9 protein-coding genes, 1 tRNA gene and 1 pseudogene are annotated in these 12,058 nt (G+C 51.7%); 8 read left to right on the top strand and 3 right to left on the bottom strand.

Going from position 1 to position 12,058, the window contains the following annotated elements:
• The 3 genes from QVO99_RS09605 to QVO99_RS09595 form a co-directional block, all read left to right on the top strand.
• The coding region (locus tag QVO99_RS09605; protein WP_022317396.1) for a calycin-like domain-containing protein at nt 1-606 on the top strand (606 nt) is incomplete at its 5' end.
• A 37-nt stretch (nt 607-643) separates the two neighbouring features.
• Entirely contained in the window at nt 644-2,254 is a 1,611-nt protein-coding gene (locus tag QVO99_RS09600) for a calycin-like domain-containing protein (protein ID WP_022317395.1), read from the top strand.
• A 104-nt stretch (nt 2,255-2,358) separates the two neighbouring features.
• Nucleotides 2,359-3,624, top strand: coding sequence for a class I SAM-dependent methyltransferase (locus tag QVO99_RS09595; RefSeq protein WP_022317394.1), 1,266 nt, complete (start codon nt 2,359-2,361; stop codon nt 3,622-3,624).
• A 92-nt stretch (nt 3,625-3,716) separates the two neighbouring features.
• On the opposite strand, the gene QVO99_RS09590 is transcribed toward QVO99_RS09595, so the two are convergent.
• The gene (locus tag QVO99_RS09590) at nt 3,717-4,142 is read right to left on the bottom strand and encodes an Hsp20/alpha crystallin family protein (protein ID WP_394358837.1); all 426 of its coding nucleotides are present in this window, start codon (nt 4,140-4,142) and stop codon (nt 3,717-3,719) included.
• 550 nt (nt 4,143-4,692) lie between these two features.
• On the opposite strand from QVO99_RS09590, the gene coaD reads away from it, so the two are divergent.
• The 3 genes from coaD to QVO99_RS09575 are packed head-to-tail and all read left to right on the top strand — an operon-like array spanning nt 4,693 to nt 6,968.
• A complete protein-coding gene (gene coaD / locus QVO99_RS09585; RefSeq protein WP_022317392.1) occupies nt 4,693-5,130 on the top strand; it encodes a pantetheine-phosphate adenylyltransferase in 438 nt (145 codons plus the stop codon).
• A gap of 30 nt (nt 5,131-5,160) precedes the next feature.
• Nucleotides 5,161-5,586 (top strand): rRNA maturation RNase YbeY, encoded by a 426-nt coding sequence (ybeY, locus tag QVO99_RS09580; protein ID WP_022317391.1) that lies wholly within the window; start codon nt 5,161-5,163, stop codon nt 5,584-5,586.
• Nucleotides 5,587-5,606: 20 nt separating this feature from the next.
• Entirely contained in the window at nt 5,607-6,968 is a 1,362-nt protein-coding gene (locus QVO99_RS09575; protein WP_022317390.1) for a DUF4421 family protein, read from the top strand.
• Nucleotides 6,969-7,023: 55 nt separating this feature from the next.
• Here the strand turns inward: QVO99_RS09575 and QVO99_RS09570 are convergent.
• Together QVO99_RS09570 and QVO99_RS09565 are read right to left on the bottom strand one after the other, a co-directional pair.
• Nucleotides 7,024-7,370, bottom strand: a pseudogene (locus QVO99_RS09570) (nucleotidyl transferase AbiEii/AbiGii toxin family protein); the annotation flags it as partial.
• Nucleotides 7,371-7,425: 55 nt separating this feature from the next.
• Nucleotides 7,426-7,499 (bottom strand) — tRNA-Ile (locus QVO99_RS09565).
• 238 nt (nt 7,500-7,737) lie between these two features.
• Here QVO99_RS09565 and QVO99_RS09560 point away from each other — a divergent pair.
• Nucleotides 7,738-10,365 carry a calcium-translocating P-type ATPase, PMCA-type gene (locus tag QVO99_RS09560; RefSeq protein ID WP_022317387.1) on the top strand — a complete coding sequence of 876 codons (2,628 nt, stop codon included), beginning with the start codon at nt 7,738-7,740 and terminating at the stop codon, nt 10,363-10,365.
• Between the two features lie 57 nt (nt 10,366-10,422).
• Nucleotides 10,423-11,991, top strand: coding sequence for a riboflavin biosynthesis protein RibF (ribF, locus tag QVO99_RS11105; RefSeq protein WP_022317386.1), 1,569 nt, complete (start codon nt 10,423-10,425; stop codon nt 11,989-11,991).
• Nucleotides 11,992-12,058: the final 67 nt, after the last annotated feature.

Genomic DNA, 12,058 nt, shown 5'->3' with positions numbered 1-12,058 from the left:
ATGAAGAAAATTTTTACTCTTATTGCCATGGCAATGATCACCATTGGCGCAATGGCACAAGGAAACAACGAGAAAACTTATGAGGACAATATCGTAATCACCGTTATGGGGCAGCCTGTCACAGACAGGGCTTCCATCACTATCACCGAGCAGGCAGAGGAAGGCAAATACACCATCAAGCTCAACCAGTTCAGCTTCATGGAGATGCTCATCGGCGACGTTACCATGACCGATGTTCAGGGCGACGACGACTCAGAGGGATTCACCAACTATGCCACCACACAGACAGCTACCATCACCAATGGCGCTGATATCCAGGAGATGCTCGGCGGCAAGATCGACGTTACCGTGAAGGAAGGTTCACGCAGCAAGGGCGACAAGTTCTATGCTCTCATCAGCCTCACCGTGCCTGGCGTGGGTGACGTGGAAGCCGTATTCGGCGACAACAACTTCGGTACCGACGGCATCTCTGCCGGCACCATTGACCAGAATGCCAAGGTGGCTGCCGTATATACTCTCGGCGGACAGCGCGTGAACTCTATGGTGCGCGGCATCAACATCCTGAAGCTCACAAACGGCAAGACCGTGAAGGTGATGAACAAATAATGGAGAAATCATTTAATCGTTAAAAATAATACTACACATGAAAAAATTATTATCTTCATTCATCCTGGCTGCCGCAGCACTCACAGCACAGGCAACCGACTATGTGACCACGTTGGACATCAACGCCGGTTCCGGATCCAAGAAGTATCCTAAATCAACTGTTCAGGTTCAGCCAAACGGCGACGGCACATGCACCGTGACCATCAAGAACGTGAAATACGAGTATTATATGCAGGAGCAGCCAGTAGGAAACATCGTTATCGAGAACGTTCCTATGACAAACGCCGGCGTATATACCATCCTGCGCTCTGTTCAGGACATCGAAATCGTTGAAGGCGACGACACGAATATCAGCTGGCAGGGTCCTGGCTACACAGCCCTCAACGGCGGCAAGCTGCAGGCTTACTTCAACGGAGAAATCCGCGGCGGCAAGTTCTATGGCAACCTCATCATCGATACTTTCAAGGCTATCAGACGCTCGCTGAAGCTCACTCTCGGCGACGAAGACTATACCATCGGACAGATTCCTAACTCTGGCTTCGAGAAATTCCATACAGCCACAGCCGGTTCTGCAACAAGCCAGGAGCCAAACGCATGGCATTCGTTCATGACAGCTACCGGTACGCTGGCTTCAATGGTGAAGAGCGCTGTCCACACAGCGGAGAGCAACGAAACTCGTCCCGGAACTACAGGAAAGAAGAGCGTGCTCATCACAACAGGAAAGGCTATCTTCGGACAGATTCCTAACGGAACAATCACTACAGGACAGATGAACGCAGGTGCTGCACAGGCTGCAAACACCGGCAACCACGCATTCCTCGATTTCAGCAACGAGGCTCTCGACGCCAACGGCGATCCGTTCTATGCTACTGTAGACGCCAAACCGGACGCTATCAGCGTGTGGGTGAAGTTCCAGCAGGGCGGCGGCGACCTCGCCAAAGACTATCCTTATGCCACAATCAGCGCGGTGATCACCGACGGCAAGAAGTATCAGGATCCAGAGGCAGAGGGAACAGAATCCAAAAATGTAGTGGCAAAGGCTCAGAACAAGACCATCGAGAGCAAGGACGAGTGGCAGAAGATCACAATTCCGTTCGACTATGATTCTTACATCGCCAACGGTGCCGACCCTAACGCTATCCTCGTGACCATCTCTACAAACGCTACTCCTGGTAAGGGAAGCGCTGACGACAAGCTCTATGTAGACGATGTGGAACTCGAGTACAGTTCACAGCTCAGCTCCATCAAGATTGACGGACAGGAAATCAACGGATTCGAACCTGGAACATACTACTACTCTAAGGTGCCTGCTTCAAAGAAGATGACTGTAGACATGATTGAGGTGACAGCCGGCGCCGGCGCTACTGTGACAAAGAGAGTAGAGCGTTCTTCTACCGACCCTAAGGCTTCTACGGCTACAATCACCGTGGTTTCTGCCGACAGCAAGAACATCACCCGCTACACTGTTGACATCAAGGAAGGAAAGGTGACCAACGGCATCTCTACAGTAGAGACCAAGATGGACCAGAACATCCACGCTACCAAGATCTACACCGTTAGCGGACAGCAGGTGAGCAAGATGCAGAGCGGCAACATATACGTTGTGAAGACTGCTGACGGCAAGATGGTGAAGGTGGTGAAGAAATAATGGCATAGCTTTTCACTGCATACATACACAAAGACAAGGCTCCGGGCATTCTACACAAAGGGAAGGCACGGAGCCTTTTCGTTTACTCAAGAATACATATTGATATGACATTGATACCCAACGGCGAGACCCTCTCGTTCATATCCATACACAAGACCGACGACGTGCGCCAGCTCGCCCTCAAGTCAAGACCCGATGGCGTTGACATGGCATACGCACTGGAACAGATTGCGGGATGGCAGGCGGCACGACGGAAACTGCCTTCATGGGCAGACACCGACGGACTGGTATTCCCGCCGCATCTATCCATGGAACAATGTTCGTCGGAGCCTACTGCCGTATACAAGCAGCGACTGGCTGAGCGTCTGGCTGACGGCAATGCAGAAAGACACGTAGACCTGACGGGAGGATTCGGAGTGGACTTCTCCTTCATGTCGAGAGGCTTCCGCCACAAGACGTATGTGGAGAGGCAGGAGACGCTCTGTAGGGTAGTGGCCCACAACATGCCGCTGCTCGGCGTGAAGGATGCGGAAATCGTTTGTGGCGACACCGAGGAATATCTCCTCAACATGCCCCATGCCACGACGATATTCATCGACCCGGCACGCCGCGACGACCATGGCGGACGTACCTTCGCCATCGCCGACTGCACACCGGATGTGGTGGCGCTCAAGGGTGAGCTTCTTGCTCATGCCGACTATGTGGTGGTGAAGCTGTCGCCGATGCTCGACTGGCACAAGGCGGTGGCAGACCTCGGCAATGTTTCTGAGGTGCATATTATCTCCGTGAAGAACGAGTGCAAGGAACTCCTGCTCGTGCTCTCTGCTGGTGGCGGCAGACAGGGTGGTGCTCCGCTGCATGTATGTTGTGTTGACTGTCAGCAGCTGGCTGATGGCTCTTGGCACTATGTTTCAGAGGAATATACCGATGGCGGCGACATCTGTGCTCTGCTTCCATGCAGTTCTCCATCTGCCGTTTCCCCTTCAGCCCTTCTGCAGCCCGGATGTTGGATTTACGAGCCTAACGCATCAATAATGAAGGCAGGCTGTTTCGCCATGCTTTCGGCGAGATACGGGATGCCGCAGGTGGCTCAAAACAGTCATCTCTTCCTTTCTGAAAGTCTCGTTGAGGCTTTCCCCGGCAGACGGTTCCAGGTGTGTGCCGTTACGGAGCTCAACAAGAAGGCGTTGCGGCAGGCTCTCTCAGGCATTGCCAGGGCAAACGTCACCGTGAGGAACTTCCCTCTCTCAGTGGCAGACCTGCGCAAGAAGCTGAAGATCAAAGACGGTGGCGACACGTATATCTTTGCCACCACGCTTGCCGACTCGCGCCATGTGCTGATAATAACGAAAAAGGCACCTGCCCAATAGGGCAAGCGCCTTCACTTAACCAACACCAACTATGTGGGGTTATGTAATCTAAAACATTCTCCTTTCTCTATGCTTTACTTCTCTCTCACGCCTTATTTGATTTCAATCTGACGTGCTGTCTTCTCCTCTGCCTTCACGAGCTTTGGAAGTTCTACGGTCAATACGCCATGGTTTACGCTGGCAGCGATTTTGTCTTTTTCCACATCGTCAGGAAGGAGCAATGTCTGCTCGTATTTGCTGTATGAGAATTCGCGACGCAGATAGTGGCTCTTCTTGTCCTCATCCTTCTTGTTGCTCTTGTTCTCAATCTTGATGTGCAGGTTACCGTCGTTGTCGATATTGACATTGAAGTCATCCTTTGTCAGTCCAGGAGCGGCGAGTTCCACTGTGTAGTCTTTCTCGCTTTCCTTGACGTTGATTGCCGGTGCCGTAGCACTTACACGTGGCATGAAGTCAGTATCGAAAAAGTCATTAAACTCTTCTGGCATCCAAAGATTTCTGTTCATTACTGGTAACATATCAAATACCTCCATTTTTATTTTAGTTTTTTATTTATCTGTTTTTTCCCGTTGATCTCTGCCTCTTTTCATCGGCTTTGACCAGCAGTCTTTTCATCGGCTTTCTCCTCTCGGCTTCAGGTTTCTTTCGAATCCTTCCGCCTTCGGTTTTCAGCCTTCGCTAATGGAGATGCAATTCCTGTGCCGCTTACATATTTTGTCATTATGACTATTGTGGCTTGACAAATCGTCAGAAAAGTTTAAAAATATTAACCGTTCTCTGACATTATGTCGCTGACTGCAGAATTCTAAACTGTGTTCTTTGGATTTTATCTATGACGTGGGGGGAAATTTGGATGATAATAAATAGGGCTTGCTATTAATTAGTGTTCACTGAATAATTACAACTATAAGATATTCAATTTTATTTTCTTCCCAAACGCCCTAATGGCCGATTTGGGTTAAATGACAACGTTTTTCTTGCATTAGAAAAATGAATATATTACTTTTGCAACGATATAACCCAAATCAGTCATTAGGACTGGAATCATACCATTGCAAATATACAGATATGAGAATAGGAATACTCGTGGGCAGCTTCGACCCCTATACCATAGGCCATGACTCGCTCGTGAAACGCGCTCTGCCGCTCTTCGACAAAATCGTGATAGGAGTGGGCTACAACGAACGCAAGAAATACATGCAGACCACGGAAACGCGCGTGGAAACAATACGCCAGATATACAAAGAGGAGGAGAAGATAGAGGTGAAGCAGTATAACGACCTCACCGTAGACTTCGCCCGCCGCGAGGGAGCGGAGTTCATCATAAAGGGAGTGAGAAGCGTGAAGGACTTCGAATATGAGCGTGAGCAGGCGGATATCAACCGGCAGCTAACGGGAATAGAGACGGTGCTCTTCTTTGCCGAAGCCGGAATGGAGAGCATCAGCTCGAGCGTGGTGAGGGAACTGACACACTTCGGAAAGGACGTAAAGCGATTCCTGCCCTGACAAAAACGGACAACAATAAATTTTCTGATTATGATTTCATACGATTCAGAGGGCATAGCAATGCCAAAGATAAAGAAGCGCGAGACGACGGCTTGGATTAAGGCTGTAGTGGCTTCATACAAGCGTCGGTTGGGGGATATAGGATATATGTTCGTTGACGACGAGAAAATTCTGGAGGTGAACCGCGAATATCTCGGTCACGACTACTATACGGATGTCATCACCTTCGACTACGACGAGGATGATGTGGTGAGCGGTGATATAGTGATTTCGCTCGACACGGTGCGCTCGAATGCCGAACTCTTCGGCAAGGAATATGACGACGAGCTTCACCGCGTGATAATCCATGGCATCCTGCATCTCTGCGGCATCAACGACAAAGGTCCCGGCGAGCGCGAGATCATGGAAGCTGCCGAGAACAAGGCACTGGCGCTGCTGAAGGAAATGAAGCGTTGACAACCTGTATATCAAAGGATATGCAAAGAATTCCACAAAGAATATCATCAAGAATAGTTCCCGTGAGCAGTATCGCAACCATCAAGGTGATACTGCTCTTCGTCGTACTGTCGCTTATGACACCGGCAACCGCCCTCGCCCAAAAGAAGAAACAACGCAAGACATTCAGAGAAAAACTGCAGATTGCCGACAGTCTCAGACTCCAGCTCCGGCAGTCGGCTGACAGAGGCCAGATGCTGCGCTGGGCTGACTCCCTATTCATTGACAGGGTGCTCCGCAGCAATATGGGCGAGAAGAAGAAACAACGACTGCTGAGACAATACCACAAGCGCCAGGCGCGCATGCAGCGCTACGACAGGCTCCTGTTCCGCGGCGACTCCCTCCTGGCTGCCAAATACAACAAGATAAAATATGACACGACATACATCGCCCGTCCTGATGCACGGTGGACGGTGAAGCTTACTGGTGTGTTGTCGGGTGCCGACATGCAGACCGTGACGAAGACGGATGCTTTGGAGCGCCGTACGCATGTGATGGCAGACTGCCGGGGCACGTTCAGTGTGGCGGCGGCATATCGCGGACTGGGGCTCAGCCTCTCTGTGAATCCTGCCAAACTCGCTGGAAAGAACAAGGACTATGAGTTCAACCTCAATTCATACAGCAACCGCTATGGCTTTGATGTGGTGTATCTGTCGTCGAAGACCTTTCATGGCCACCGCTATGTTGATGGCAAGCGAGTGGACGTGGGTAGGGGACAGGTGTCGCAGAATGCCCTGAACCTCAATTTCTATTACGCCTTCAACAGTCGCCGCTTCTCATTCCCTGCCGCCTTCAGCCAGAGCTATGTGCAGAAGCGCAGCGCCGGCAGTTGGATGATAGGGGCGAGCTTCGACGGGTCGAAGACGGAGATGAAAGATATGACCATCCGTCTCAACGAGTTTGCCGTTGGTGGAGGATATGCCTATAACCTCGTTGTACACCGCCATTGGCTCTTCCATCTCTCCGCCCTGCCCACCGTCACCATATATTCCCATGACTACACCAAGACCCGGATTTCAGCCACCGGCGAGGAATCTGCCGCCGCTGCTGATGCCGCCATCAGCGATGGCGCTACAACCACCTCTGCCATCTCTACCTCTCCGGACGTCTCTGCCGATGAATCAACAGATTCCTCTACCGGCTCATATACCTATCGTAACAGTATGGAGTATCATTTCCCTTCAGTCATCATCACCGGCCGTGCTGCCGTGGTATATTCCTGGCGCAACAAGTTTGCCGGAGCCACAGCGATATACAACTATTCCGTTGCAGGCGACGATGTCCACCTGCAGCTCCACAGAAATAAATGGCGGGTGAGAATGTTCTTCGGCTTCAGATTCTGATGGAGAAGCTTGTAATCAACAACAGATGACAATAGGAAACTATCCTTTAACAAAGATATACATCTGTGTTGTCTTTCAGAAATGCAGACTCCACCTTGCCAAAATTCTTTTTTTTGTCCTTCTTTTTTATTTCAACCTCTCTGCCGACCATAGCGAATATGTCGACTATAGGCTGAAAATATTGCGTAAATTCAAAATTATCGTTAGGAGCAAGAAGAGAAAAATCCAAATTCTCTGAGAAACGCTGCAATCCATGGAATATGCGCAGACAAGTTCCACCGTAGAAAGCAGCTTCGTTGAAAAAAACACCATTATAAAGACCTGCAAGATCAATCTGCTGGTTGACCTCAAAAATAGCATTCCGCTTTTGCTGTCCGTCGTTATGTCATAGCCCGAAAGCATTTCATTAAAAACAAAAAAAGCAGCTACGGAATCCGTAACTGCTTTCTGTTGCAAGTGGGCCATCTAGGGCTTGAACCTAGGACCTCCAGATTATGAGTCTGTTGCTCTAACCAACTGAGCTAAAAGCCCGGCTTGACACTTAAGTGGTCAAGTTTGCGACTGCAAAGGTAAGAAGTTTTTGTCTAAATTCCAAATTTTATCGCAAAAAAAGATATTCGCAGGCTTCTTGTCCTGTCTTTTTTTGCAAAATATACATAAAAAGCGGTGGGCGGATTGGTGGTGAAGTCACTAATCATTGTCTTTTTATTACCTTTGCATTGCCTAAGCATCGGATAAGCGGTGCTTCGGCATTATTGACATAAACATTATGAAAGAAACATTAGATACAGACGCCGTCACCGTTGGCGGCCTCTCTGCCAGCCAGGTGGAGCAGAGCCGCAGAGAGCATGGCGAGAACGTGCTCACGCCGCCAAAACCGGTGAGCATGTGGAAACTGTATATGGAGAAATACCAGGACCCTATAATCCGGATTCTCCTCGTGGCAGCGGTGATATCCCTCGTGCTGGCATTCGTGGATGGTGATTTTGTAGAGACGATAGGCATATTCATTGCCATCTTCCTTGCCACAACCATTGGCTTCATCTTCGAGCGAGATGCGGCGAAGAAATTCAATGTGCTCACCGCCCTCAGCGAAGAGCAGCCCGTGAAGGTGTGCCGAGAGGGCAGGGTGGTGGAAGTGGCACGTCGCGACATTGTTGTCGGCGACATCGTATTGGTGGAAGTAGGCGATGAGATACCTGCCGACGGACTCCTCGTCAGATCGTCGAGTCTGCAGGTGGACGAGTCGTCGCTGACGGGAGAACCGATAATCACCAAGAGCGTAGCCGGTTTCGAATCGTCAACCGCAGATGATGCCACTTATCCCTGCAACATGTTGCTCCGCAGCACTATGGTGATGAACGGCAGCGCCACATACAGAGTCACTGCAGTGGGCGACGCCACGGAGATAGGCAAGGTGGCACGCAGCAGTACCGAACTGACATCGGTGAAGACACCCCTCAACGTGCAGCTCGACAAGCTGGCAAAGCTCGTCAGCAAATTCGGCATCGGCATTTCCGTTGCAGCCTTCCTGATATTCCTCGTCCATGATGTCGTTACCGACAGCGTGTGGCGAGGCGACGACTATTTCCGCATGACAGAGATAGTGCTCCGCTATTTCATGATGGCGGTGACACTGATAGTGATGGCAGTTCCCGAAGGGCTTCCTATGGCAGTCACCCTTGCCCTCGCCCTCAATATGCGCAGGATGCTCAAGAGCAACAACCTCGTGAGAAAGCTTCATGCCTGTGAGACGATGGGAGCCGTCACCGTGATATGTACCGACAAGACCGGTACGCTCACCGAGAACCGCATGCAGGTTGCCGATATCCGGAAACTGTATGGCAGCGACGACCTCCTCGCCAAGGCATTCGCCCTGAATACCACGGCTCATCTTGATACGGAGGCAGGCACCAAGGGAATCGGCAACCCCACAGAAGTGGCGCTCCTCTTGTGGCTCGACAGAGAGGGAGAGGACTACCGTAAGCTTCGCCATGCCGAGGATATCATATACCAGTTGCCATTCTCCACCGAACGCAAGTATATGGCCACTGCAGCACGCCTCGGCAACCATAAATACCTCTTCGTAAAGGGAGCGCCGGAGATAGTTCTCGCCGCTTGCCGGATTGCCGGAGAGGAAGCGGATGAGATATCCGGCAGGCTCACCTCGTGGCAGACCAAGGCAATGCGCACCCTTGCCTTTGCCTACAGAGAGCTGCCGGCTGATGCCACGCCAGCCGATGCGGAGCGTGCCGCCATGCATATAGGGCAGTTGCAGGCACAGGCCATTGTGGGCATTTCCGATCCGATTCGCAGCGATGTGCCTGGTGCTGTGGCAGAATGCCAAAGAGCCGGAATAGAAGTTAAGATTGTGACTGGCGACACAGCCGCTACTGCCCGTGAGATAGGCCGCCAGATAGGAATAATAAACGAGGAGTCGGCCGCCGACGCCGTAATAACCGGTCCCGACTTCGCCGCCCTCTCTGATGATGAGGCCTATGAATGCGTTGTCGGTCTCAAGGTGATGTGTCGTGCCCGTCCTGCCGACAAGCAGCGCCTTGTGGCTATGCTTCAGAAACACGGTCAGGTGGTCGCCGTTACCGGAGACGGAACGAACGATGCCCCTGCCCTCAACCATGCCCATGTGGGACTCTCACTCGGTTCCGGAACCAGTGTAGCCAAGGGTGCCAGCGACATGACGCTGCTCGACGATTCCTTCGGAAGCATCGTCAATGCCGTGATGTGGGGACGGTCGCTGTATAAGAACCTGCAGCGTTTCCTCTTCTTCCAGCTCACGGTCAATGTGGCAGCCCTGCTGCTTGTTCTCGGAGGAGCGGTGATAGGCACCGAACTGCCGCTTACGGTGACTCAGATTCTATGGGTCAACCTCATCATGGACACCTTCGCCGCCATGGCACTCGCCTCACTGCCGCCAACAAAGGATGTGATGGACGACAAACCGCGGCAGCAGTCCGATTTCATCATAAATCACTCTATGGTGAGAGGCATAATGGGAATCGGTGTGGCGATGTTTGCCGTGATGTTCATATATCTCATCCATTGCTTCAACACGGGCGGAGGAATGCAGACACACGAACTGTCGATGTTCTTCACCGCCTTCGTCATGCTGCAGTTCTGGAACCTCTTCAATGCCAAGGCGCTAGGCACCGACCATTCCGCCTTCCGCGGACTGTGTCATGACAAGGTGCTCACAGGTATACTCGTCGCGGTCTTCGTGGGACAGTGGGTGATAGTGACCTTCGGCGGAAAGATGTTCCGCGCGGTGCCTCTCTCGCTTCTCGACTGGGTGTATGTGGTGGCAGCCACATCCCTTGTGCTGTGGGCAGGAGAGATATGGCGCCTTGTGGCGAGATTGATAACCAAAAACGGTCATTAGGCCGTTTAATGTGGTATTCCTAATGACCGATTTGGATAAAGAAATAAACAATCAGTGATGAAAAACGATATACTCAACGGAATAAAGAATATAGTCTTCGACTTCGGTTGCGTCTTGGTAGACCTCGACAGGCATAAGTGCATCGAGGCCCTCAACGCTATCGGTGCCCACAAGATTTCCTGCTATGTGGATGAATGCAAGCAGGCAGACATGTTTCTCGATCTGGAACTGGGAAAGATCAGTGTGGAGGAGTTCTGCGATGAGATTCGCCGCCGTGCTCCAGGCTGTGATGCCAGCAATGAGGAGATACGCTATGCCTGGGGCGAACTGCTGCAGCAAATCCCGGTGAGGCGCATGAGGGCGGTGGAACGTCTGCACAAGACCCACAAAGTGTATATGCTCAGCAACAGTAACTCCGTGCATTGGGACAAGGCGGTGGAACATTTCTTCCCGCTCTCAGGCCATGGTCCGGAGTATTATTTCGACAAGGCATTCATCTCGTATAATATGGGAATGGTGAAACCTGACCCGCGGATTTTCGAAACGTTGCTCCAGGAGACAGGAGCCGTGGCAGAGGAGACGCTCTTCGTTGACGATTCCCTTGCCAACTGCAAGGCGGCAGAAGCCTTCGGCATCCGCACGCTGCATGTCACACATGGCGACGAGTGGCTCGATATCCTCTCGCCAGACGATGAAAACTCTGTTGGCAGAGAGTCCGTCACCAATCATTGTCACGGTGCAGGCTCTGTTGCCACCATCGGTTTTTTCGACGGTGTACATCGTGGTCACCGCTATCTTATAGACCAGGTGAAGGAAGTAGCAGAGCGACACGGACTGCAGTCTGTTGTAGTGACCTTCGACAAGCATCCTCGTGAGGTGTTGCATAGCGACTATATGCCGCAGATGCTCAGTACGCTCGACCAGAAAGTGGCGAGAATCCGTGCCACAGGCGTTGACCGCTGCGAGGTGTTGCCTTTCAACGAAGAAACGGCGTCGCTCTCGGCTTTCGACTTCATGCGCATGGTGTTGAAAGACCGTCTCGGTGTGGAGTATCTCGTGATAGGCTACGACAACCGCTTCGGTCATAACCGTTCTGAAGGTTTCGACGACTATGTGGCATTCGGCAAGCAGATCGGCATTGAGGTGATACGCGCCAAGGCTCTCGTCCTCAACGAAGTCAACGTGAGTTCTTCCGTCATCCGCACCTTCCTCTCCGGGGGCGAGGTGGATCTTGCCGCCAAATGCCTTGGATATCGCTATGCGTTGCAAGGCAAGGTCGTTGGAGGAGTGAAAGAGGGCAGGAGGATGGGTTTCCCCACGGCAAACATCGACCCTTCGTCCGTCCGCACCATGATTCCCGCACCGGGAGTATATGCCATGACAGCCAATGTGGGCGACGGCAAGGAAAGGCCGGCAATGATGAACATCGGCTGCCGTCCTACTTTCGACGGTGAGACCACCACTCTGGAAGTGCACATCATCGGTTATGAGGGCGATCTCTACGGCAGCGAAATCAGCGTAAGCTTCGTGAAGCGGCTCCGTTCTGAGCGCAAGTTCGCTTCTGAGCAGGAGCTGATGCGCCAGTTGCAATCCGACCGCCAGCAGGTGCTCGACCTCTTGGGATGATGGATACCCACCCAACGGTCATTATTGATTACTGGTTTGTATTAGAAAAAAGAAAAACAAATGATTT

The organism is Prevotella sp. CAG:592 (assembly GCF_000436015.1).
GTDB classification, from domain to species: Bacteria; Bacteroidota; Bacteroidia; order Bacteroidales; family Bacteroidaceae; genus Prevotella; species Prevotella pectinovora.
Note: the sequence above shows the minus strand (reverse complement) of the source record. Positions and strands in the feature narration are given on the sequence as shown.